This window comes from Cytobacillus sp. Hm23, from assembly GCF_051842895.1.
In the GTDB taxonomy this organism is placed as follows: domain Bacteria; phylum Bacillota; class Bacilli; order Bacillales; family SM2101; genus Nanhaiella.
In genome coordinates, this window is record NZ_JBPXRQ010000027.1 from 1 (window position 1) to 25258 (window position 25258).

Sequence of the window (25258 nt, forward strand, 5' to 3'; positions counted from 1 at the left end):
TTTTTACTCATAGTTTTCTCCAATCCGAAGTATTTCTCTAGTTGTGTTTCTCCATTATACAAAAATGTACCCTATAGGGAGACTTTTTTTAAGTGTCTACTCTATAGGGTACATTTTAGAAAACTCTGAGCTTTTTTGATGATTATACACTTTAAAACAATTTTTCCTCATCATTTACACATACTTAAACACTTCTATTTCTTTAAATCTATTACTATTTCATCTAGCACCATTTCTTCAGTTTCTATAATTTGATAGCCCCCGTCTTCTTCCTCGATCCAATCTATTAATGACACATGTGGCGTGACGTATAATTTTGTTGCATTTGGATTAAGAAGCTCGAAGGTTTTCACCCGAAGCTTATTATATGCATCAATACTACCTCCATCATTCATTTGGCCTGTATAGCGATTTCCTAAGTCATCTCGAATTTCTATATCAGTATCTATCATATCCCATTTATTTCGATCTACATCCCTCGTCGATTGCTGTTGAATATACACAATCGACGTTAACGGAGTAACTAATAACCTATGAACATTGACTGTTATCGCATCTTGTCTAACACTATCATAAACGTCATATACTTCTCCATCTAGTGCGCTTACAGGAAAATTAAACTTCCATTCTCCTCTGATTTCTTGTTGTTTACTTGGGAGGTTAATACCTTTAATCTCCCATTCTACATTTGCTGTATCATTATTGTATCCATTTGATATATTTATGTCGTGCATACCCACATAAGTATTGTCATCGATTTTTTTAGCTCCACCGCTTCCTCTATGTACATATGTATCTTTACTTTTATCATATTCATAAGTTGAAAATCCTGAGCCACCACTCGCACCACTTATGAACAGTTTTTCAACCAAATGGGGCTCTTCACCTAAGTCAACATCACTTTCTATAGAATATGTAAAAAATACAGACTCCCCATCAAATACCGCATCCTTAATTGTCACTTTTATACCATTACTCTCCTCGGTTATATTCATTTCCTTAGCATACTCCTGATGCTGATCGTAAAGATGCGTTTTACCTAAAAATTTAAACAAATCCCCCACAATTGGTATACCCACAGCTTGTGTAGGAAACGTTAAAACCAACGTAGTTAATGTAAGACAGGCGATCATTGAAGCTATAGCAACATTTCTTTTCCAACTTCTCGTTTTGTTCTTTTTATTTACTGACTGCTTTAATACCTTTTTCACTTTGTTTTTTTCAAATTCATCAACTTTCATTTCTTCAAATTCATTTTCATCCATGTCTAAGTCATTCAATAATTCATATATATCTTTCATATGACATTCCCCCTTAAATGAAGGTCCGTAGCTTGTTTAGACAAATTCTTTTTTCCTCTGTATATTCGATTATCTACGGATGATTTAGTCAATCCCACTTTTTGTGATATTTCTTCATTGTTCAACCCAAGAAAAAACTTCATAATAAATATTTCTCGATCTACAGGCCCTAATTTGTTAATTAGTTGTATTAATTCTGTTCTGTCCTCTGCCATAATCAGTTCATCTTCAACTGATTTTCCTTCGGTAATATCCATATCGTGAGTAGTGGATTCATAAGCCTTACTTGCTTTTCTGTAATAATCTATCGCTTTGTATTTAGCAATAGAGCAAATCCATTTTTTGAAATCAGTCTCGTCACCAGAGAATTTTTTAGCATTGTTCCAAATTGATAGGAAAGTATCGTTTGTACATTCCTCTATTATGCCTTCATTGTTAAGTGGAGAAAGAACTTTATATGTGATTCCTTTTATTAATGGCAAATAGTTATCAACAATAAACTCTAAAGCGTCTTCTTTTTGGCGCTGTAATCTCCGTATAAAATTTTTATTAGTAGACTTCATGTAACTATTCTCCTTTTTGTAAGACTGTTTTCGCATTGATTGTTGAATTTGCAATAAAATATATCAGCGTTTCGTTGCATCTTAATTTTAAAAACGCCAATCAGCTACTATCATCGTCTAGCACCCAAAACTATATAATTATGAAGTTACGAAAAGAGCCTCTTGTAAAAGCTTTTACATCTTATACAACGGATGAAAAATCAATTTTTCGCACATATTTGTAAAATTTTCATATATTTATGTGAAATTATCTCATTTGACAGAGATGTATATATTAGTCGTTGATTATTATCGTGTTAACATGTCATTTCAGATTGTTACAAATAAAAATCTGCCTTTAGCCAAAATAAATGATGCAACCCTTTAGGATTGCATCATTTATTTTGGAGCTCGATACACGAGCTTCTTTTAATTAGCTTGTGTGGAATAATTACCCTTTTGATCGGTTCTTCTGGACTTTCAACGTGTAGGATGAGATTCTTTGCGGCTTCATAGCCAAGCTGATATATATTAATATCGACTGATGTTAGTGGCGGTCTTGCAATCTCTGATAATAAAACGTTGTTAAAGCTTACGACTGATATATCATCAGGTACAACTTTGCCCATCTTATCTAGCATATTTAGTACACCTAATGCCATGACATCATCTGACACAACTAATGCGGTAGGAGGTTGAGAAAGAGACATCAGTTCCAAAACAGCCTCTTGTCCCCCCTCTTTTAAAAATTCTTCATGGATTACATATTCATGTCTATATGCTAATTGAGCTTCATGAATCGCTTTTTTATAACCGCCAAGACGATCTATCGTTACAATAAGATGGTTATCTCCACCTACAAAGCCAATTCGCCCATGTCCAAGCTGGATTAAATATTCTGTTACTTCTTTTGCAGCTCGAAAATTATTATTATCAATATGAGTAATATCCTCAACATTTGTAAAAGGCTTGCCTATAACTACAAAAGGAAAATCCTTGTCACGCAAATATTGTAATACTTCATCATCCACGCGAGAATATAAGAGGATGATGCCATCAACACGTCTTCCCTGTACCATTTGCATGACACCTTCGAGCTTTTCGTCATCGGTTCCGCCTGTTGATATGTGTAACGCATATTGTTTCACATGGGCAGCAGCGCTAATTCCACGAATGACTTCAGGAAAAAAAGGATTTTGTAACGCTTTATCAGCAGTACTAGGCATTACTAAGCCGATCGCTCTAGTAGAGTTATTCGCTAAGCTTCGCGCATTAAAATTTGGGTGATAGCCTAATTCCTTCATTGCTGCGCGCACTCGTTCTTTCGTTTTATCACTAATTCGAGGGTGGTTGGCAATTACCCTTGAAACTGTTGACGGAGCAACATTTGCATGCTTTGCTACATCTTTTATTGTAACTACCATTTTCCCACTCCTCTTTCAATTGGTTTCACAAGAAAACACTGCTTTAAATTAATTTAAGACATAATCATTTTACTACATCCACTTATTAGTTTGTGAGTATTTTTTAACAGCTATATAGAGAAAAGCATTTTTTTCGAAATGTTATCATATGATTTATTTTTAACAATTTCACCATTTACCATCAGTTGAAGCTGGCTATTTGCTCCATGGACCACTACAATTAATTCTTGCCAATCAGGAATATATTGACCTTCATCCTTCACAGCGATTTCTACCTTATTAGAGTTACAATGAACCGTAAAGGTTTTATATAAATATTTGCCCTCTTTGTAAGCAAATGTTGACCCATCATCTTCATATAGTGAGTACGTATTAGTAGTGTTTGTATCTCCAACATACAAATGTAAGGTTCGGTTAACGTCTGCTATGTCGGTAGATAGCTTAATATCTCCATGCGCAACGATTGTTCCCTGCTTAATAAAAATTGGCAATGTCTCCAAATCAGCCTCTATAAGCTGATGCTTACCACCAACTACAAGCTCATCTGTCCAATAATTGACCCAGCTTCCTTTAGGCAGATAAATGACTCGATGTTGCGTCGTAGGCTGTAAAATAGGTGCAACAATAACATTATCACCTATCATAAACTGATCAGATAAATTGTACGTATTTTCATCTTCTGGATACTCCATTAATAGTGGTCTCATCACAGGCACCCCTGTACGTGAAGCTTCTTCAAATAATGAATATATTTGTGGCAGCCATTGATAGCGTAACTCAATATACTTTTTAATAATTTTTTCATACTTTTCGCCGAAGGACCACGGTTCTTGCCTTACAGTACCCATTGCACTATGATTTCTGAAATAAGGTGTAAACGCACCGACTTGTGTCCATCTCGTTAATAACTCCCCATTAGAATCGTGTGCAAACCCGCCCACATCTGGGCCTGTAAAAGCAACTCCAGAAAGACCTAAATTCATACACATAGGTAATGCCATTTGTAAATGCTCCCAAAAACTACGATTATCCCCTGTCCAAACAGCAGCGTACCGTTGAATACCAGCATATCCTGCCCTCGTTAATAAAAATGGACGTTTTCCATTTAGATGACCCTTCATTCCTTCATAGGTTGCTTTACCCATCATAAATCCATATATATTATGAAGCTCACGGTGAGTACGTGGGTCATTGTCATTATCGTGCATGACTTTTACATCCATTGTCTTTGTTTCATTAAAAACAGCTGGTTCATTCATGTCATTCCAAATACCTTCTATACCTATATCACTATAGTAGGAATGTTTTGCTCCCCACCATTTCCGAACGCTGCTAGAAGTAAAGTCAGGAAATGCGCTATTACCAGGCCAAACCTCACCAAAGTAGATGTTACCTTCTATATATTTGCAAAAATGATCTCCACGTATTCCCTCTTGATAAATTTCATATTCAGCATCCTCTTTCACTCCAGGATCAACAATTGGTACAAGTCGAATCCCTACCTCTTTAAGGTCTTGAATCATTTTTGCTGGTGTTGGAAATTGTAATTTATCAAAAGTAAACACCCGGTATTCATCCATATAGTGTATATCTAAATAAATCACATCAACTGGAATTTTTTTATCTGAAAATGTCTTTGCAATATGACGAACTTCTTGTTCAGATTCATAGCTGTAACGAGATTGATGATAACCGAGTGCCCACTTAGGAGGAAGTGGCATTCTTCCAATTAATTCACTATATTGATTAATTACATCCTTAGGTGTTGGCCCAGCCATTGCATAATAATCGATTTGACCTCCCGCAGCTGAAAATGTATAACTATCCGTTTTAGTTTGAAAATCAAAGGTTGTTTCCCACGTACTATCAAAAAATAACCCGTGCGCTCTCCCACCTCGTAAGGTCATAAAATAAGGAATAGATTGATATAAAGCGTTCGTTTCAGGGTTATGTGGTGCGTATACATCGCTATTCCACATTGTCATTTTTTCACCACGTTTATCTAAAAAGCCTGTTTTTTCACCGAAGCCGTAAAAATGGTCATGTTCACTCATCATTTTATGACAAATGACATCTCCTTTTTCGTTCAAGCCAAGGCCCCTTGCTCCTTCTCCAACAATAAGCTCACCTTGTGTATCAAATATATTGATGCGGAGTGGCGACTTTGAGATTTCTACTTTCAAAGTGTTCGTACTTAATATAAAACACCCCTCAGTCTCTTCCGTCTTGACTTCTACCTCTTCTGGTTTTTTCACAATGGCTACACTAGACTTCATAGATAAGTTGTTATCAACATTCATTACGATTCGAACGATATCCTCACGAAAAAATTGAAGTGCAACGCTACCTACTTCACAAAAATAGCTATACACATTGCCTTCTTTACTCATTCTTACTATTGAACTTATATCACGATAACTCACCTTAGTATGTTTTTCATTTTGTCCAGGATGTATCGCAAAGCTGCTATCATCTAACATGTTATACCCTCCTATTTGATAAGTGACTATTCGATATTTATCCTTTTGTTCCACCAGCTGTTAAGCCAGAAACAAAATACTTTTGAAACGATAGAAATAGAACTGAAATAGGTATCGCAATTAATACTGACCCAGCAGCAAATTTCGTAAATTCATTCCCGAACTGTTTAGCTACCATATTGTATAGTCCCACTGCCAATGTAAATTTTTCTTCACTTCGTAGCAGCACGCTAGCCATAATGAAATCAGCAAATGGAGCAATGAATGTAAACAATGCCACTACAGCAATTATTGGTTTAGCTAGAGGTAGAATAATTTGAAAGAAAATTCTTAAATGGCTTGCTCCATCAATTTTTGCCGACTCATCAAGATCCTTTGGAATCGTATCTAAGTATCCCTTCATGAGCCAAGTATTCATTGGAATTTGGCCACCAACATAAACGAGAATGAGCCCTAAATGTGTATCTAATAAATTCGTGACAAGCGCTAAAACAAATATAGCGATAAGTGCGGCAAAATTTGGTATCATCTGTAGTATTAAAAATGCTAATAAGCCGTTCTTGCGACCGACAAAACGATATCTAGAAAAAGAATACGCAGTTATACTTACCATTAACACTGAAAAAGCCATTGTTAAAGTAGAAATCTTTACTGAATTCCAATACCACTTCAAGTAATCACTTTGTTCTGAATCAAACAAGTAACGATAATGATCTAACGTTGCATTTTCTGGAATGATTGATGAGCCAGATAAGCTCATACCTGGGTTTAATGACGAACCAATAATCCATAATATTGGGTAAAAAATAATGACGGTCATGATTAGTACAACTAGATAGGATAATATTAGTCTTATTTTTTTTTGATGTTTTATGTTCATATTACATCATATCCTCTTCTTGGAAAGATTTTGTTCTTCTAAATTGCCATAAGGCAACCGTAATAACAATCAAAGATAATATCATCGTTATCGCTGCAGCTTTTGAATATTGTGCAGATGTCATGGTTAACTTATAAATCCAAGAAATTAATATGTCTGTACCACCCGCATTTTGACCCGAAACTGCAGGACCTCCACCGTTAAACAAGAAAATGACGTTAAAATTGTTAAAGTTAAAAGTATATTGAGTAATTAATATTGGAGCTGTTGAATAAAGCACTAACGGTAATGTAATCTTGCTGAATTGCCCCCAACTGGAAGCACCATCAACAGTTGCAGCTTCATACAGTTCATTCGAAATTGATTGTAATACACCAGTCGTCATCGCAAAGATAAATGGAAATCCTAGCCATGTTTGAATAAGGATTAATGCAATTCGCGTCCACAACGGCTCTGTCATCCAAGGAATATGATCTATACCAAAGGCTGCTAAAATATCACGATTAATCGTTCCAAACGATTCATTGAACATCCCAGCAAAGACTAGAATTGAAACGAATGCGGGTACTGCCCACGGTAGTATAAAAACCGTCCGTATGATTGCTTTACCCTTTATATCTTTTTGATTTACAATAATGGCCAAAAAAATACCTAAAACAACTTGAAATGTTGTAGCACCAAATGTCCAAATAATTGTCCAAGCTAATACAGAGAAAAATGTATTTCTCCAAATAGGAACTTTAAAAATATCAATAAAATTTTGTATACCAACCCAATCTACTAGCTTCGCAGGAGGAGAATGGTATAAATCGTAGTTCGTAAAAGACAAAAGAACGACGAATATTATTGGAAAAATGACAACAAATAGTAGTAATAAAAACCCCGGTGATATCATTAAATACGGAAACCCATTGTCTATGAGATTATGGTATTGCTCACGAAGTGTGTTTAATTTTTCACCTATATCCCTTTTAAGTCCAGTCTTATAAGCATCAACAAGATTAAATATAAAAAACCCTGCCCCTAATATAATAATTATTACTGCTAAAATACCTTCAACTAACAGGAAAATAGAGTGATCTCGTGGTAGTTTTTCACCTAACGTAACGATTCCCCATAGGCCCATATTCAGTAGATCTTTAAATACGATAAAGAAAGATACAGTTAAAACAAGAAATAAAACACCTTTCAAAAATTGCCGATTATACAATTGGCCAACACCAGGTATCAATGATAAGACAACTGCAACTTTCCTATGATTCGATTGATATGGAGTAGATTCCATCACATACTCTAGCTCCTTCCCAAATTCCTTATGTAAGAAATCTTAATTGATGCCCATTATTCACATGAGCAGTCTCCCCTTTGATGGGAGACTGCTTACAATTATTTATTCATTTGGATGATTTGTTTCAATATTTGTTGTTATCGTATTTACCGCTTCATCTAGTGCTGATTTTGGATCTACTTTTTGATTTGCAACCAACTGTAATGCAGTTGCCATCGGTCCCCAAACCTCAGCCATTTCCGGAATATTAGGCATTGGAATAGCATATTGAGATTGAATAGCGACTGCATTTGCAGCTTCATTATCCGCAATAATAGGGTCTTCTATTAAGGACTTAACAGGAGGTATTTCTTGTGTTAATTCAAAACGAATTTTTGCATTCTCTTCATTCGTTAAATGTTCAACCAATTTCGTTGACCATTCTGGGTGCTTTGTAAATGAAGTTACTTGCCACCCCTTAACACCCATAAATGTTCTAACTTGTTCACCATTCGGTAAAGTTGGTAATGGTGCTACACCAAAATCAATTCCTGCATCAGTCATACCTTGAAATGCCCAAGGCCCATTCATAACAGATGCAACTTTTCCTTCATTGAATAATCCATCCATCATTGAGCCACCCGACTCACCAATGATCCCTTTAGGAAAAATGTCTTTATACCATTGCTGAATATATTGTCCTCCAGCTACTGAACCTTCATTACTTAAGCCAATATCATTTCGGTCTAGCCTGCCTTCATTATTCTGAAATACGTAACCACCGTGCCCTCCTAATACACCGTGGGCAAAATAAAAGTTGTCCCATAATGCTAAAAAGCCAAATTCATCTTTATTATCAAAGCCTTTTGCAATTTTGAATAACTCATCAAATGATTGTGGCGCTTCTTCCATTAGTGCTTTGTTATAAATAAAAACAGGTGTTTCAGTTGCTTTCGGTAAACCGTACAGCTTGCCGTTAAACATTTGAGCTGTAACTGAGGATTCTGTGAAGGTGTCTAATATACTTTGTTCTACCTTTATTTCTTGAATTAAACCTTCAGTAACTAATTGACCAATTTGATCATGTGGCACTGTGATAACGTCTGGACCAGTCCCAGCAGGACCATCTAAACGTAATTGATCTCTTTGATTCGTAGCCATCTCCACTTCTTTATACTCTACTTTAATACCATATTCTGCTTCGAAGCTTTTAATGGCTTCTTCCATTGCTGTGCCTTTCTCTTTATCCTCCCATACGATGAGCTTTGCTGGTTTTACTGGCATTTCACCATTTGTTTCGGTATCCCTATTATTTTCACTAGATGATTGGTCTACCGCTTCTTGGGGTCCACAAGCTGCTAACATACCAATAAGGAAAATTGCCATCACACTAAGAAAGAATACCTTCTTCATTGCTTGTACCTCCTCATAAATGATCATATTATGCAAACGTTTGCGCAAATAAGTATAAAAATAAACCATCTTCATAAAATAAGAAAACGGTTCCATACTATTTGTCATCTCTATTATATATTTATTATTCTTCTTTTCAATACTTTTTTTACATATTTTCAAAGATTCACACTTTCGAATATTGACTTCTAATTACACTTCAACTACCATATTGATAAAATAGTGCAAACGGTTCCTCATTTCAGGGAGGTATTACTATGATCATAGAAGCTATTTACCATAGACCAAAAGACAATTACGCTTATGCATACGATGAAAAGACAATGCATATACGCTTACGTACAAAGAAAAATAATATTGATAACATCAAGCTCATTCATGGAGATCCATATGATTGGAAGGAAAACAATTGGCAAACAAGCCAAACTTCCATGAAAAAAGAAGGAAGTGATTCCTTATTTGACTACTGGTTTGTTGTCATTCAACCACAGTTTCGTCGATTACGCTATGGGTTTGAACTAACTTCAGGAGATGAAACGATCGTTTATACAGAAAAGGGATTTTTCAATCATATACTTGTAGATGATATTACATATTATTTTTGTTTCCCTTTTCTACATCACAATGATGTATTTAAAGCTCCAGCATGGGTGAAGAAAACAGTGTGGTATCAAATATTCCCAGAAAGATTTGCTAATGGAAATGCTGAGACCAACCCTCCAAACACATTACCTTGGGGAAGTGAAGAAGCTACTTCAACAAATTTCTTCGGAGGTGATTTCGAGGGAATTATTAACCACATTCCTCATTTAGTTGATTTGGGTATAACTGGTTTATACTTCACACCAATATTTAAGGCATTTTCAAACCATAAATATGACACAATCAATTACATGGAAATTGACCCTCACTTTGGTGATAAAGAAACATTCAAGAAACTAGTAAACACATGTCATCAACATGGGATTAAAGTCATGCTTGACGCTGTGTTCAATCATAGTGGCTACTATTTCCCACAATTTCAAGACGTCATAAAGCATGGAGAAAAATCACGGTATAAAAATTGGTTTCATATAAAAGAGTTCCCTGTACAAACTTCTCCTGCACCAAATTATGATACATTTGGGTTTGTGGAGACAATGCCTAAGCTAAACACCCAAAATCAGGAAGTGAAAAATTATTTACTAGATGTTGGCCGTTACTGGGTACGTGAATTCGGTATTGATGGGTGGCGTTTAGATGTGGCAAATGAGATTGATCATCAGTTTTGGAAAAAGTTTCGTTCCGCTGTTAAATCAATCAACCCTGAGGTTTATATTCTTGGTGAGATATGGCATGATTCAATGCCTTGGCTAGAAGGTGATCAATTCGATGCAGTTATGAACTATCCGTTCACACATACAGCTTTACAATTTTTCGCAAAGAAGATTGTAACAGCAACACAGTTTGCGAATGCGATTTCTCAAGTATATCACTCGTATCCACTAAATGTATCAGAGGTACAATTCAATTTACTAGGAAGTCACGATACACCAAGAATATTGACAGAATGCGAAAATGATATAGAACGTTTAAAGCTCCTATACTTGTTTCAACTTTCATTTCCAGGGTCACCTTGCATTTATTATGGAGATGAAATAGGAATGACAGGTGGACAAGATCCAGGATGTCGTAACTGTATGATTTGGGAAAAAGACAAACAAAATACAGATTTATTTGATTTCCTAAAAAAACTAATTCATATATATAAGACTGAAGCTATCTTTAGTAAAAATAGTACCTTTCATTTTGTCGACACAAATGATGAAACGAACCATATCATTTATAAAAGAACGTCTCATAAAGAAGAAATATTCTTCGTTATTAATAATTCACAGAATAACATTGACGTGGAGCTACCAATTGATATAAAAAATAAAAAACTCATTAATTTATGGACAGAAGAGGAGTTTGCGGCTGAAGCAAGCCATGCCATCCTACCTCTAGCACCACATCACTTCTCAATTTTGAAGGTTGTAGAGGTTACAAACTAAAGTCAATAGGTGGAGTAAGCTTCCACCTGATGACTTTACCTTTAGACTTCCAATTAAACTTTACATATTAATTGCAAAATATTTAAAATTAAAATTATATAATATATTCTTTCACTAGTTCTGTGGAGCTATAAGCAATTCTTCTTTACTTATGCCGTCTTCAAATGGACCAACACTACCAGAACCACCTGTGTAATATTCAATATTATCTTCATCCAAAAAGGTAAAGTACGGTCTTACATGAACGATTGTTTTATTTATATTTGTCCGTATCTCATCTGTAATAGGAAAATAAACGAGCAAGTTATTAGACTTAATGGTTAGCGCTAAGGACAACGGTTCTCCCTCAAATTGATCAAAATCATATCGATCCCAATTTTCATCAAGTGAATATAACACATGATTACTATAATATTCATTCGTCATCCCTGGAAGCCAAAATAAAATATCCTTGAGTGTGGAACCTTTTGGCCCTTGTAATTTGACTATATATCCCTTAGTTATATTAGACCCTTCATCTTGATGCACCATCATACCCTCCACATGCCAAGCACTTGGTCTATAATCTGTCATCGTTTCTATAATCGGAAAAATCTTATAGCTCCCCTTCATAGGGAAAATCATTTGTTCTCCATTAAATGATAACCTCAACTCGTGTGGAAAATAAGAAGCTTGTATTGTGCTAGACAATGGTGTTCTTAATGTAAATCCTCTATCATCCAAAATCCGTTCTCCATTAATACTTAATTCTATTTCTCCACTTATTAATCGCTCAGTTAACAAATTATCTTTATTAACCTCTACCTTTAAAGGGAACTTTCCTCGTACCGATGCTATGATATCCCCGTACGAATTCAACAAAGTAATTTCATCTAAAATAGGTATATCCTCCCAAGGGGATGCTTTTTTCCATTGGACAGGTAAGGCAAACTCTAACCCCCATTCATGTTCACCCATTTCTACTCCAACGGAACCCACTTGTTTTTCAACATACAAGCCACTTGGTAATGATGATCGCATATTCCACCATAAAAGTGGTATTACTATTATTACTAACATTAGCAAAACAAAGGTTGATAGGAGCCATTTTTTCGTGAAAGGCTGCAGTTTCATATAATCTTCCCCTTTCATTTGATAAACAAAGGGCTTCATACACCAAGCTTATCCTCATTCAGCTATAAAGTTTGTATAAAATGTATGACAATAGAACAGCTTTAAGAATAAGAGATCTAAAAGTAAATAAATACCAACATGTTACTTTCTACCTCTTAACATAGAGGCTACTCAACACGGCTATTAATATCGATATAAGTAATTTGTACATGAAGCCATAAACTAAGCCTTCTCGTATGTATGTAATGATTTTTGTTATTGTAGAGACTTCTGGCACCCAATCAATTTCATAACCAAAACCTAATATATTCGGTACACTTAAAATAACATAAGAAAGAATAATTGCCACAACAAATCTTTTCATCAAACCATAATTACTCCCTTCCGAGTCTTAAAGAAATTCCAGCCATGTATGTTCCGGACTATAAATTTGAATTGCATGACGAAGCCATTCAATTTGATTTTCATTAAGGTTAGGTAAAGCTGCAAAAAAATCTTGATGATCTTTCTCTCTCGTATTTTTCACTTTATATAGAAGCACAATCTCGGGATTAAGGAAAGGAATACGTGAAGCAGAATAGCTCCAAATACCCTCGACTGGATGTGTAATTACCGCATCTCTTCTAAATAGCCATTTGTCATTATCAGTCTCATTCAAAAGAATCTCTATTTGCTGGCCATTGTATTTATGTTCAGCATGAATTTCGTGTACTGGTAGCTGCAACAATTCATTTTCCCATCTGTAAAACGTGCCGTTGCTAACTTTGTTAAAGTCCCAGTCTTGAAAATAATCTTTTAAGTGAAGTTAGTCCTTTCGAAAGATGGCTATTTCTAAGTCATGATGGGGTCTTGTTTGTTTTCCAATAAATAAATCTATTGCCCAGCCACCAGCAATAAACCATGGTTTATTGTACGATGACATTAATACGTTAACCCTATTACATTGCTCAAATTTCATTAATCTCACCTTCTTGCCATACTCTTTCTATACTAATTGCCCTATCTTTACTAGTTAATAAATATACATCAGGGTTACTCAAACTCTTCCATTCGTCAAAACCAAAATGATGATTATACTTTTTCAGCAATAATGACATGATATTTCCATGAGTAACAATAATAGTACTTTCAAAATGACTATTAAAGATTTCATTTACAACACATGAAATACGATTCATCGCTTCTCGACTCGATTCTCCCCCTTTATATTTTGCATCTAAATCATCATAAGTTCGTTTTAATTTCTCAAGCCAATCAGCTAAATTTTCTTCACTTAATATTCTTTCTGTTAGCCGTTGGTCGATTTCAACTGTTACGTTTATATGCACACTTAATGGTTCTATTGATTGAATCGCTCGAATAAATGAGCTTGATATGATTCGATCTATTTTCTTGTCAGAAAAAAAATTTGACAAAAGTCTCGCTTGTTCGAATCCTTTGTTAGTTAAGTGTGATTCTGAAGGTTGCCCTTGTGCTTCACAATGTCTAACAATATATATTTTTTTGACCATCCTACTGCTTCCTTTCTATATCATCATTAAGGCTTCAATTGGGGTAATTATTTTTCAATAGCAACTTCATTCTAGAATATGGCCCAAAATCAGGACGCTTATCTTTTTTTGCGCCAGCATGAATTATCAATTCGTCTTTGTTCCTTGATGAAAAAACATTTGCCAGCTACCATTATTATATTTCCATATTGAACTACGCAAAGTATGTTGTTTGCTTTCTTCGTTATATATTCGGTAAGTTGTTAACACTACATCCTGAGACAATGGATGTATATTAAAGTCACTCAACGTCATCTTAACTGCCCCTATTCCATCGTCACTAATATCCTCATTCTTATACAAGACTCTTCCTGAACTTCCAAATTCAAAAAAATTCTCAGATAGCAATTTTTTTAATTCATTTTTAGATGCACGAATTTCTGGCTTTAACAACTTCTCTTCAAGTTCAAGTAATTGTTCTTTTAGTCTATTATCTCTTTCCATTTCAACACCTCATTTATTATTGCTTTTTCTAAACAACGAGAATAAACATTTAAATAGTGCACTCAAATACTTGAAACGAACTTCCTTTCCCATATCCATCTTTGATGTCATGAATAACAATATTTTGAAAACCATAAGATTTAAGTGTGTTTCTAAATCCTTCCAACTCATACAGTCGAATCGAGAAGTCCATTATTTCAGTTTTTTCAATTTGTCCATCTTGGACTGATTGATATTTCAATTTAATATTCAACAGTTTATTTTCCTTGTCATAATAAGCTTTTCTATTTTCTACTATCGTTTCATTTTTAAAATGCTTCCTATTTGTTTCAATCCATTCATGAAACTCTTCAATTTCACTATTTTTTGTCATTATAGTTAATAATAATTTACCATTTTCATTTAAAACAGATTTCATATTTTGAAGACTATCTTTTACTAAACTATCAGGTAAAAGTGAAAAAGAACCAAAAGGAATCATAATCATGTCATACTGTTTATCTCCTTTAAATTCTTCTATTTTGTCATGGAATACAAATGGTTTAAGGTTCAATTGTTCGCCTTTTTCCTTACATACTCTTAGCATATCTTCTGAAATGTCAAATCCTTCAATATCAATCCCTTTTTGCATAAAGGGGATTAGCATCCTTCCGTTTCCGCACATTGGCTCTAACACTTTCATGCTTTTATCTTTAACAAAGGAGAGATAAAACTCAAGTTCTTTCCCCTCAGAAAAGGATTTATCACTTTCATACACTTTTGTACAAAGTTCTCCGTAGTAATCAAACATGTTATTTTCTCCTTAATTTCCACTTATTTATTTGAATTTTTAATCATCTCTATGCAATTAATCCGCTAGATCGTTTGTTAGAATGGTAAACTGCTAGTTTCTAGAATTGTTAATAAATATTTTATCTGCATAAATTATAATTAAAGCTTGAGGAATAAATAGCCAAAAACCGGACACAGGAGATATGAATACTCCTAAAATCCCAATAACAAGAAAATACCAGCCAATGAAATGAGGTATTGGCTGTTGTTTTTCCTTCACATATAAATGAATGAATTGACCAATCATAATCCAAAATACCCCACATAATAAAAACCATACTACTGCATTACGATCATATTGTGTCCCCACAGTATTAAAAATACCTTCTCTAACGATTTCTGCTAGTACACCCCACCCAATAATTAAACCCACAATGGTGTGTAAAATTCCTGTTCCAATCAGCAATATCCCACTCAGTTTCCAAAGCTTCATTATAATTCCCCCAATAATGTTAGTTTGTGCATATTTTAGATGCATGGGGAGTTTTTGTATTGTAAAAATACGACATAAATTCTTTTGTTAAGACTGAGAGAGGGCTTAGACCTGAAAATTGTTTAAAAACATTAATGAAATGAGATTGATCGTAGTATCCACCTTCATGTATGATGTCTAGATACTTTTGTCCTTCGTATAAGCATATCTTTTGAGAAGTTTCAGCAAATGTAGAGAGTTTTCGATAAAATGTAGGACTTACCCCAATCGATTCATGGAAGATTCTTTGCAGCTGCCTCTCACTAACATTTATTTCATTACATAGGTTTTTAATCGTTGTAATACTGCTAGGATAAGTTAATTTATCGATTACATATGCTTGGATTTTTTGGTGATCAGTATCCTTGTGATAATAGTTTAATAGCAATAATAAATACTTCTCTATAATTTCGACCTTCTGCTTTAACGTTGAAGAATCTTTAATTTGATACTGTAATTCGTCTCCTAATTTACCCCAAATTTCTGTAATACTATTTAAATTATTTGTAAAATTTGCCATGGTTTCATTACAAAAATGATGAAATGATCCTGGTAGAAAACGAACAGCTATCATACCTATTTTTCCTGTTGCATGTAAATCTATATAACTTTTTTGTATACCAACTACATGGGCATCAGGAAGCTTAGATGGGATTTTTTTATGGTTAATAAATATAGTAGGAGACTGATAGTGAAAGATCATCTCGATATTGATACTAGGTAAAACTCTAGGCAACTTGATTTGTTGATTGCCATTGTTAGATTCCCATATCCAATAACAATCTATAAATTCTCTCAAGCGTCTTGAAGGAGGTATGTATGAAATATCCAGTACCCTCACCCTTTCATTTATGAGTTTACACGTATAATCGAATACTTATTTTTTCGCTATAGAAAGCTTTTCCACATCACATTTACTCTCTCCACATTAGTTTTTATTATAGTTTTCTATTTAACTAAACCTTCTTGTCTTTAAAGTACTTTTTAGCCAAATATTTTGCGATTTCTACCACGTGCATCAGGTAGAAGTGAGCTTTTTGTAATTAACTTAAAAATAAAGAATTACATTGTTTAATTTACCAACCTAGATAAATTATACCGAAAGGGTTTTATAGTAGTAAATATTTAACTTATACACAAAGGTTCTCCAGCAAAATGTTCCTAAAACGGTAGAAGAAGATTATCTTTATTTCAGATTTTCTCCATTTTGTCGGAGCGAGTGAACCATTTTTATTCTCTTATTTTTGCTAATACTACTAGGCTGTTTTAGCATAGATTGTTGTTCTTTGTACACAACTAGATTTTGTGGCACCAAATACGACATCTCAGTTTAAGAACAGTAGCAATAAAGTTTACGAAGTTAACGTACTACTATCTCTATTAACATTTGATAAGCATTACACCTATAACATGAACTTTTCTCCTTGTAAGAATTTAACACAATTTTTTACTAAGAATGGGATAATATTGGAAAACTCTTTGTGTTCTTTTGGATTTTTAGCAAGAAATGCTAAATTCTTTATTATTGCCCATAAGAAAAATGCCTCCAATACTTGAATGTAGTCATCTTGAAGATTTCTTCCTTTTTGATAATAAGAAATAAGTTTTTTTCTCCCTTGTGGATTGAGATGCAGAAAAGTTATTGCTATATCATATAAGTAAAAACCAAAACCACATGATGAAAAATCAATTGGGGCAGGTTGGCCTTGATAAAACACATAGTTACTCTCATGAAGATCCGCATGAATTAGACCCCATGTATCTTTAGTTTTGTCCTGCGCTTTGATTATTAAGGATATTTCTTTAGTAGCTTTTTCAATTATTTCAAAATCGTTAGATGTCATTTTGCTGATTGACATCATTTTTTTTAATTGTTGAAGTGAAGATATAAGATCTTCAGTTTCATAGATAGGTCTTTCAAATCCATCTGGAATGTTCCAATTAATCGAATGTTCATGTAGAGTAACCATCAATTGTGCTAGATTTTCTATTTCACTTTCAGAAGGTTGACCTTTTAATGTTTCACCTACAATGTAAACTTGAAGTGTCCAATAAAAACTTGTGCCTGTGACTTTATCAAACACTAAAGTTGTTAATTCATCATATGTATTTTTTATCGTTCTTTGGACATTTAAATTTGTATCCTTTGCTATCGCTTTAAGCCATAGCAACTCTGATTCAATCATGTTAGCCGTTTTAGTTCCTAAATGTTGTTTAAATACGTACTTATTATTATCATGTGCCTCAATTAAAAATGTTATATTATCATTCCACCCTAAGCTCGATATTTTACGGACATTTAGCTTGAAATGATTATTCAACAATTGCTCAACTTGTTCGATATTATACATCTACTCACCTCTTAATCGTTAAGATTACCTCAATTAAACTTTTTGCTATCATTACTTTAATTCTTAATCAGCGTTATAAATATAGAAAAAATAACCTAACACTAAACTCACCATAACAAAAGCACTGATCAAATATATATTAATGATGACCAGTGCTTTAATTACTATTTTTTTTATACGATTTTTTTTATTGTTTCTGTTGAAAGAAAGTACTCGTCTGCTAATTGATCAATGGATCTTCCATCGTTAAATTCATTTTTAATTAAGATGTTCCTATAATCAATTTTCTTTTTGCCGCCAGAGTTTACTCCCCATTTTTGATAATCCTTTTTCGGTTTAGGAATATATATGATTTCCCCTGGTACATACTTTTGAAGTTCTACAAGTAATTCTTTAGGTAATTTTTCTGTAATTGTCTGTTTACTCATTTCTGCAGCCCCTTATTTAGTAAATATGATAAGGTGCAAAACCAAATGTGTCAGAAATGAATTTCTATGATTAAGGTGATTTGCCACATCACCTTATGCAAAGTTTCACCTTTGAGACACTAGGCTTTGCATAAGGTACTGGATAACTTTACGAACGTAAAAGTATTTTTCATTCTTACACTCCTTTCTATTTTAAACGACTTTAGCTAACCTACTTTGACATGCCTCAAAACAAAAACATTATGAATACTAGCCATTCTGACAAATTATAGCAAGGTGCTATTCATATTATAAGGTCAGCCAAAGATTGCTGATTGATCTATTTCAAAAAAAGACTTATAGATAAGTTACTATATAGATATAAAGTTTTTCTCATGAGTATGAGCAAGGAAGTATTATCTTATGGCTAAATTTTGCGCATTGAACCTAAAACGATATTGTATCCATCCGGGTCTTGGATACAAGTATTTTTAAACTCCCACTCGCCGTGTGTGCCAGTAAACGGCTCAACCGCAATATTTCCACCATTTCCTCGAACTTCTTCAACTAGACTGTCCAAATCATCCCAACTAACATGAATAAACGTATCCCATCCGAATTCAGGGCCTTGCCAATCAGTTGGATAATCTGAACGCTTTTTTGATGCAGCGTTAGGTCTCACATCCTCAGGAAATTCCGATTGTTGGAGAATAATAGTCATGCCGTCTCTTTTTGCGTGTCCCCAGTCATCAATTTCACACCCTAGGACATCACGGTAATATTCCTGCGATTTTGTTAAGTTAGAGACTAAACGTACTTGAATGGTTTGTCCTAATTTCCCACGCTTTAGTTGGTTTACTTCCATCCCTACTCACTCCTGTTCACGAATTTATAAACTAGTTAAGTAAAATAAGGTTTCTATAATCTTCAACAGGTTCCTCCTTTGTTTTGAAAATAATCGTTCGACCAACATTAGTTAAATAAAATGAAAAAATATATAGCTACATTTTGAATTAATACAAAGAGCGACCTCGAATAACGTTATTGAATCTATAAATGCTAGACTTAGTCATTTGCAATCACCCCACTGAATAGTTCAATAACAAAATTTCCCCTATAAATCTTGTCAATCAAATATAGCATTATATGTAATTATAATTTTTTTGAAATATATTAGTACGTTCTCACTGGTGATATAAGATGTAAGTGTGATATATTACTCAGCGGTTCAATAAGAATTGGTTTCATCGAACCCCCAAAGCTGATACTTACATCCTCTTCATTTATAACTCTTAAAGCATCCATTAAAAAGCTGCCATCGAGTGAAATGCTTAGCTCCGATTCCCCGCTTAAAGTCTTTACACTTTGGATTTCTTCTATTTGTCCTATTTGTGATGAATTTGATGAAATTTTCAATTTTGACTTATCTACAATTTCGAGGTGTATATTATTGTTTGTCCATTCATTAGCGAACAAGCTAGCTCTATCTATCCCATTTAGCAGCTGCTTCGTGTTCACAGTTATAACTGTTTTTGCACCTTTTGGTATTAACTCTTGAATGCTAGGATAATTACCTTCAATTAATCTAGAAAAAATGGAAATATTGTTCATGCTAAATGCTATATGATTCTCTGTTGCATAAATTTCTATTAGATCAGATTCATGATCTATTAACTTGGTTAATTCATTTAAACAAGAACTAGGGACAATGAATGATTTATTGATGTTTGATTCAATTAAGTGCTCTCTAAGAGCTAGTCTATGAGAATTCGTCGCTGCAACAGTTAACCTACCTTGTTGAAATAACATAAGCACACCTGTTAATATCGGTCTCGATTCATTTTTGGATACTGCAAATGATGTTTGTTTAATGATGTCAATAAAATCTTTACCCGATATTGTAACGACTTGGCTCTCATCCATTTCTGGTATGCTAGGATATTCATCTGCATTCATACCATTTAAGCTAGTTATTATGTCAGCTGATTGAATAGTCACAGTCTGTTTACCATTTGCTTTCACATGAATTTGATTAGGTAACTTCTTAACTATTTCATGTAAGTATTTGGCTGAAATTACAATACTGCCTGTCTGATAAATATCCACTATGCGTAAGCCATCAACTACAGCTGGAATAGTTTTTTCTATTACAATATCAGAATTACTCCCTATAAGAGTTAAACTGTCTTGATTTGCAATCACTTTAACTCCTGTAAGTATAGGAAGAGGTGTTTTGTGTGATATAGCCCTACTTACTTCTTTCATCGCTTTTTGAAAATGTTCATTGATTATTGTAAATTCCATTAGAAAGTCTCCTCTTATTCCAAGCTCTACATTAACAATAGCTTGATTTTCCAATCTACAATTTATTAAAACACTAATTCCTCATTCTAAAGTAGTAATTAAAAATCCATCCTTCCCCCCATTTATTATTATGAGGATTTATTAAAATGAAATCAAAGCTTCTTTTCGTAACTCTATGACTATATTTTCACTAACTATATTTCAAAAATCACAAAAACATATAGCTGCTAAACGAAGAGATTTCTTATACAAATTGAAAGACAATAAAAGCGAAAACAATAGTACTTTAACAGTTGTCACAGGAGTGTTTAAGATGCGATTCAGCCATCATTTTTATTTTTATATAAGCAGTGAAGCTACTAGATTATTTTCAAGAGTGTTTTATGTCATGACGATAACAACATTTATTTTTAAAACAAGTGGTTCTGCCACAATGGCCGCCATGTTTCCGTTAATCGACGTATTATCGACATTACTTGCTGGTTTTGTAGCCCCCGTAGTTATCGACAAGTTCAGGTTAAAGCCAATCATTTTCGTATCCAAAGGGGTAAATACGATAATCTTATTTTTAATTCTTTTAACCTTTTCAATGTTTTCTCATTCGATAATGACCTTATTGATTTTCGTTTTTATAAGATCGTTTATAGACGGGCTGATCAGTCCTGCAAACTCTGCTATGCTTCCACGTATCGTATTGAAAAAACAGTTAGTGAAAGCAAATGGCTTTTTATCCATTACAAATCAATCATTAACTGTTCTTGGGTATACTCTTGGGGGCATTATCGTAGTAAAAATAGGTGTTGTGCATTCATTACAACTAACCTTATTCATGTCTCTACTATCATTCTTCTTATTTTATTTCGTTAAAGATGAGAAGGAAATGATCACCAATCATGCAACAAATAAATCAACATTCAATGCCATTAGCGAAGGGTATGTATCACTATGGAAAAATCCAGCATTGCAAATCATTACAACGATGGATATATTAGAAGGAATCGCCAATGGTGTATGGATTGGAGCAAACATCCTAGTATACGTAATTGAATTTTTAAATAAAGATGAAGCTTGGTGGGGCTACTTTAGTGGCAGTTACTATATAGGTACAATTCTAGGTGGGTTATTCGTTGTTTCATTTTCAAAGTGGGTTAGTCATCGACTAATCGCTAGCATGATAATTGGATCATTCGTAGTTAGCATTTTCACATTAATTTTTGGATTAACAACCAACCCGCTTGTACTAATATTGTTAAGTATTATTAATGGGCCTGCATATCAATTACGTGATATTTCTCAACAAACTCTCTTTCAGCAAAACGTTGAAGACAAGCATTTACCGAAGGTTTTTGCTGCAAAAGGACTCTTAACATCTGCCACACTAGGAATTTCTATAGGTATCATGGGTGTTATCTCAGATACATTCGGCGTACAGTATTCTTTTTTAATAGCATCGAGCTTATATGGTATTTCAGCCGCCCTTGCTTTGTTTATTTGGAGGAAAAACAAACAACAATTGAAAGCGGAGTTAATTTAAGGCTTTTTTCGTAACGCTGTTTTCGCATTAATTGCTGCTTTTCGTAATTAGAGCTAAATACGATTATTACTAACGTTCGTGGCATCTTTTCTTCGGTGCAACAAAAACTAACATATAAAACCACTTTTTATATTAATAATTTTATAACAATAGCAACAAAGTTTACGAAAAGAGCCTTTCGTAAACTTTATTGCTATTTTTACTGTGTATGGACAGTAAGAAGAGGTATTATCCGAACCCACATGTTTAAGTAGAAAAGCTACTACGAAAGCTAGATGTATACGTTCTTAGTAGTAAAGTTATCATTACGAAAACAGCCTAAGATAAAGATTAGCTCCCCTTCCCACTATATGTTTTTAGCTACTTTTTTAATTAAACTCCCTTTTTTATAATATTCTTTAAATGTTTCTAGGTTAGTAAAAAATACTCCAACAAGTACCAAAATTGAACCAAAGATAGAAATCAAGTAAATTCCTTCACCTAATAAGGTAATACCTAATATCATCGCAATAATAGGCGAAACGTATAACCATGTAGAAGGAAAAACGGGATTTGTCTTACCAACTAGCCAATAAAAAATACCATGACCTAAAATTGAACCAAAGAAAATCAAATATATGAGTGATAGCTGTACGGTCACATTGGATAACGAGGCTAAGTTGGGTCGTTCAATTATTAATGAGAGCAGAAAAAGCATGATACCTCCGAAAAGCATTTGAAAGCCATTTAATAAAAACGGGGAAAACTGTGAGCTTGATGACATTATTTTTTTTGACCTTATTGTTCCAACGCTGTAGAACAACTGGCCTAGAATTACTACAATGGCACCAATAATCCAAATCGCATTCACATCGCCATTCAAACCTGGCCAAGCTATTAGCCCTACACCACATAAGCTTGCAATTAAACCAAGCACTTGTATAGGTGAAAATTTTGATTTATCTTCATATTTTTTTAATAATAAAACCATAATCGGTCCGAATGCAGACAATACAGCAGCTAAACCTGAAGGGATATGCTGTTCTGCCCAATAAAGTGTTGAAAATGTGCCAAATGTTAAAAAGAAACCTATGATGGCTAATTGCAAAATCATACGTAAAGGTGGAAATGGAGCTTGTCGAATTTTATAAAACAGTATAACAATTACTCCAGCAATAAAAAACCTAAGTGATGCAGAAAAAAAAGGTGCAACTCCTGCATCAATACCTACCTTTATTGCAAAAAAAGTTGTTCCGAATATGGTACATATAAATAAATAATTAAATAAAATCATATTACCCACTCCCCAATCGCTGTTTGTTTAGGTAATATTAAGATAAATATTCTATAACAGTAAAACACTTAATATAACAGTTAAAGAAAGGATGATGACATTGAATATATCCCTTTCAAAAGATTCTGATCACTCATTACCTGAACAAATATACCTATCATTATCAGATCGTATTAAAACAGGCTTAATGTCAGAAGGCGATAGATTACCATCTGTTCGAAAGCTTGCCGATCAACTACACGTTAGTTTAGTTACCGTTCAAAAAGCATATGAATTACTTGAAAAAAAACAACTAATCGAAAGAAGACATGGTAAGGGGAGTTATGTAAAAAAACAACATGAGCAAAAAGAAGAGATGTCTCATCATAACTGGCAAAATATGATTGTTGATTATTTACCTAGGGCACAAACATGGAAGGAGATGAAATCATTTTCTAATCAACTTACATATAACTTATCACTTGCTAACTTGAGCGAAGAATTCTTGCCTGTAAAAGAATTAACTGCAGTTACTAAAAAAGTCATTACAGATGAGCCAACTATTTTAACTACTTATGGCCCTGGACCAGGGGATAAAATTTTACGTGAAACGATATGTGAATACCTTTCTCATAATGGCTTATCATCAACCGCTGATCAAATCATCATCTCAACTGGCGTCCAGCAAGGGCTCGATTTAGTTGCTAAGACTTTTCTTAATGAAGGAGATGTCGTATTGGTCGAAGCCCCAACATATATTGGCATTATTGATTTATTGAAATCCCGTGGCGTAACTATTAAGACGATACCTACCAATAAAGACGGAATAAATGTTAACGTGCTTTTACGTTTATGTGAACAGTTTTCCCCAAAACTTATATATACAAATCCCACTTTCCAAAACCCAATGGGGACAATACTGCCTCCAAAAAAGAGAAGGAGATTAATAGAAATTGCACAGGCTTTCAATGTAATCGTTATTGAAGACGATCCATGGACAGAGCTAAGTATAGAAGGTTCTGCCAAGCCTATCAAATCCATGGATGAGTTCGGTCATGTGATTTATATGAGGGGATTTAGTAAAACAATATCTCCTGGTCTTAGGATAGGCTGTATCGTAGCAGATGGGAAAATATTAAATAAGTTAAAGGCTGCTAAAAGTGTATCAGATCTCGGCTCCCCATTATTAAATCAACGAATCCTTGCACGATTTATGCAAACATTTAACTTTGAAAAGCATTTTAAGAAACAAAACTCTTTATTAAAATATCGACGGAACCTCCTTATTCAAGCACTAAAAAGCTTAAACGTAGAAGGTGTCACATGGACGGTTCCTAAAGGTGGGCCCGTCATGTGGATTTCTTTTCCTACTCACGTAAACACAGAACATTTATTATTACATGCACAGAAGCAAGAGCTATCATTCCTACCTTCAGCGATGTGCTACCCAAACGATCCAGAATATCACCATTTAAGAATTAGTTATGGCAATTTAAACATTACTGCATTTGAGGAAGCTTTAAACATTTTTGTAAATGTAACAAACCATTTCATGGAATCATATAATTCACAGCTAGATGATTCGCCACTATTCTAATCTCATTACAAAAAACAGGAACCTGTTACAGTTTCCTGTTTTTTGCATTCATAATATACAGTT

At 34.0% G+C, this 25258-nt stretch carries 24 protein-coding genes; 3 read left to right on the forward strand and 21 right to left on the reverse strand.

Features of this window, described 5'->3' with window-relative positions; genetic code table 11:
• Positions 1–194: 194 nt before the first annotated feature.
• From ACSVDA_RS16235 to ACSVDA_RS16265, 7 genes are all read right to left on the reverse strand, one after another.
• Positions 195–1301 (reverse strand): DUF4179 domain-containing protein, encoded by a 1107-nt coding sequence (locus ACSVDA_RS16235; RefSeq protein WP_485884457.1) that lies wholly within the window; start codon positions 1299–1301, stop codon positions 195–197.
• The gene (locus ACSVDA_RS16240; RefSeq protein WP_485884458.1) at positions 1298–1864 is read right to left on the reverse strand and encodes a sigma-70 family RNA polymerase sigma factor; all 567 of its coding nucleotides are present in this window, start codon (positions 1862–1864) and stop codon (positions 1298–1300) included. Before ACSVDA_RS16240 ends, ACSVDA_RS16235 begins: the two co-directional genes overlap by 4 nt.
• Before the next feature lie 374 nt (positions 1865–2238).
• The gene (locus tag ACSVDA_RS16245; protein WP_485884459.1) at positions 2239–3267 is read right to left on the reverse strand and encodes a LacI family DNA-binding transcriptional regulator; all 1029 of its coding nucleotides are present in this window, start codon (positions 3265–3267) and stop codon (positions 2239–2241) included.
• 110 nt (positions 3268–3377) lie between these two features.
• The gene (locus tag ACSVDA_RS16250) at positions 3378–5747 is read right to left on the reverse strand and encodes a glycoside hydrolase family 31 protein (protein ID WP_485884460.1); all 2370 of its coding nucleotides are present in this window, start codon (positions 5745–5747) and stop codon (positions 3378–3380) included.
• A gap of 37 nt (positions 5748–5784) precedes the next feature.
• The gene (locus ACSVDA_RS16255; protein WP_485884461.1) at positions 5785–6627 is read right to left on the reverse strand and encodes a sugar ABC transporter permease; all 843 of its coding nucleotides are present in this window, start codon (positions 6625–6627) and stop codon (positions 5785–5787) included.
• Position 6628: 1 nt separating this feature from the next.
• Positions 6629–7912, reverse strand: a complete 1284-nt coding sequence (locus ACSVDA_RS16260; protein ID WP_485884522.1) for a carbohydrate ABC transporter permease — start codon at positions 7910–7912, stop codon at positions 6629–6631.
• A 105-nt stretch (positions 7913–8017) separates the two neighbouring features.
• Positions 8018–9307 (reverse strand): extracellular solute-binding protein, encoded by a 1290-nt coding sequence (locus ACSVDA_RS16265; RefSeq protein ID WP_485884462.1) that lies wholly within the window; start codon positions 9305–9307, stop codon positions 8018–8020.
• Between the two features lie 257 nt (positions 9308–9564).
• Here ACSVDA_RS16265 and ACSVDA_RS16270 point away from each other — a divergent pair, with 257 nt between their 5' ends.
• Positions 9565–11340, forward strand: a complete 1776-nt coding sequence (locus ACSVDA_RS16270) for an alpha-glycosidase (RefSeq protein ID WP_485884463.1) — start codon at positions 9565–9567, stop codon at positions 11338–11340.
• Positions 11341–11454: 114 nt separating this feature from the next.
• Here the strand turns inward: ACSVDA_RS16270 and ACSVDA_RS16275 are convergent, their stop codons facing one another.
• The 13 genes from ACSVDA_RS16275 to dnaN form a co-directional block, all read right to left on the reverse strand.
• Positions 11455–12453: a hypothetical protein gene (locus ACSVDA_RS16275; protein WP_485884464.1), complete on the reverse strand. Its 999-nt coding sequence runs from the start codon at positions 12451–12453 to the stop codon at positions 11455–11457.
• A gap of 148 nt (positions 12454–12601) precedes the next feature.
• Positions 12602–12820: a hypothetical protein gene (locus ACSVDA_RS16280; protein ID WP_485884465.1), complete on the reverse strand. Its 219-nt coding sequence runs from the start codon at positions 12818–12820 to the stop codon at positions 12602–12604.
• A gap of 24 nt (positions 12821–12844) precedes the next feature.
• Positions 12845–13180, reverse strand: coding sequence for a hypothetical protein (locus ACSVDA_RS16285; RefSeq protein ID WP_485884466.1), 336 nt, complete (start codon positions 13178–13180; stop codon positions 12845–12847).
• Between the two features lie 78 nt (positions 13181–13258).
• A complete protein-coding gene (locus ACSVDA_RS16290) occupies positions 13259–13411 on the reverse strand; it encodes a nucleotidyltransferase domain-containing protein (RefSeq protein ID WP_485884467.1) in 153 nt (50 codons plus the stop codon).
• The gene (locus ACSVDA_RS16295) at positions 13401–13964 is read right to left on the reverse strand and encodes a histidine phosphatase family protein (protein ID WP_485884468.1); all 564 of its coding nucleotides are present in this window, start codon (positions 13962–13964) and stop codon (positions 13401–13403) included. Before ACSVDA_RS16295 ends, ACSVDA_RS16290 begins: the two co-directional genes overlap by 11 nt.
• A gap of 126 nt (positions 13965–14090) precedes the next feature.
• Positions 14091–14447, reverse strand: coding sequence for a nuclear transport factor 2 family protein (locus tag ACSVDA_RS16300; protein WP_485884469.1), 357 nt, complete (start codon positions 14445–14447; stop codon positions 14091–14093).
• A gap of 49 nt (positions 14448–14496) precedes the next feature.
• A complete protein-coding gene (locus tag ACSVDA_RS16305) occupies positions 14497–15237 on the reverse strand; it encodes a class I SAM-dependent methyltransferase (RefSeq protein ID WP_485884470.1) in 741 nt (246 codons plus the stop codon).
• A gap of 93 nt (positions 15238–15330) precedes the next feature.
• Positions 15331–15711, reverse strand: coding sequence for a DUF6463 family protein (locus ACSVDA_RS16310; protein ID WP_485884471.1), 381 nt, complete (start codon positions 15709–15711; stop codon positions 15331–15333).
• Between the two features lie 19 nt (positions 15712–15730).
• Entirely contained in the window at positions 15731–16591 is an 861-nt protein-coding gene (locus tag ACSVDA_RS16315) for an AraC family transcriptional regulator (RefSeq protein WP_485884472.1), read from the reverse strand.
• A gap of 562 nt (positions 16592–17153) precedes the next feature.
• Complete coding sequence (locus ACSVDA_RS16320; RefSeq protein WP_485884473.1) at positions 17154–18101, reverse strand: phosphotransferase enzyme family protein; 948 nt, start codon at positions 18099–18101, stop codon at positions 17154–17156.
• Between the two features lie 173 nt (positions 18102–18274).
• Entirely contained in the window at positions 18275–18529 is a 255-nt protein-coding gene (locus tag ACSVDA_RS16325; RefSeq protein ID WP_485884474.1) for a CD3324 family protein, read from the reverse strand.
• A gap of 406 nt (positions 18530–18935) precedes the next feature.
• On the reverse strand, positions 18936–19373 hold the full coding sequence (locus ACSVDA_RS16330; RefSeq protein WP_485884475.1) for a VOC family protein: 438 nt from the start codon (positions 19371–19373) through the stop codon (positions 18936–18938).
• 308 nt (positions 19374–19681) lie between these two features.
• Positions 19682–20866, reverse strand: coding sequence for a DNA polymerase III subunit beta (gene dnaN / locus ACSVDA_RS16335; RefSeq protein ID WP_485884476.1), 1185 nt, complete (start codon positions 20864–20866; stop codon positions 19682–19684).
• Between the two features lie 259 nt (positions 20867–21125).
• Between dnaN and ACSVDA_RS16340 the strand changes: the two genes are divergently transcribed.
• Entirely contained in the window at positions 21126–22346 is a 1221-nt protein-coding gene (locus tag ACSVDA_RS16340; RefSeq protein ID WP_485884477.1) for an MFS transporter, read from the forward strand.
• A 346-nt stretch (positions 22347–22692) separates the two neighbouring features.
• On the opposite strand, the gene ACSVDA_RS16345 is transcribed toward ACSVDA_RS16340, so the two are convergent.
• Positions 22693–23619 (reverse strand): DMT family transporter, encoded by a 927-nt coding sequence (locus tag ACSVDA_RS16345; protein WP_485884478.1) that lies wholly within the window; start codon positions 23617–23619, stop codon positions 22693–22695.
• A gap of 100 nt (positions 23620–23719) precedes the next feature.
• Here ACSVDA_RS16345 and pdxR point away from each other — a divergent pair, with 100 nt between their 5' ends.
• Positions 23720–25195 (forward strand): MocR-like pyridoxine biosynthesis transcription factor PdxR, encoded by a 1476-nt coding sequence (gene pdxR / locus ACSVDA_RS16350; protein WP_485884479.1) that lies wholly within the window; start codon positions 23720–23722, stop codon positions 25193–25195.
• Positions 25196–25258: the final 63 nt, after the last annotated feature.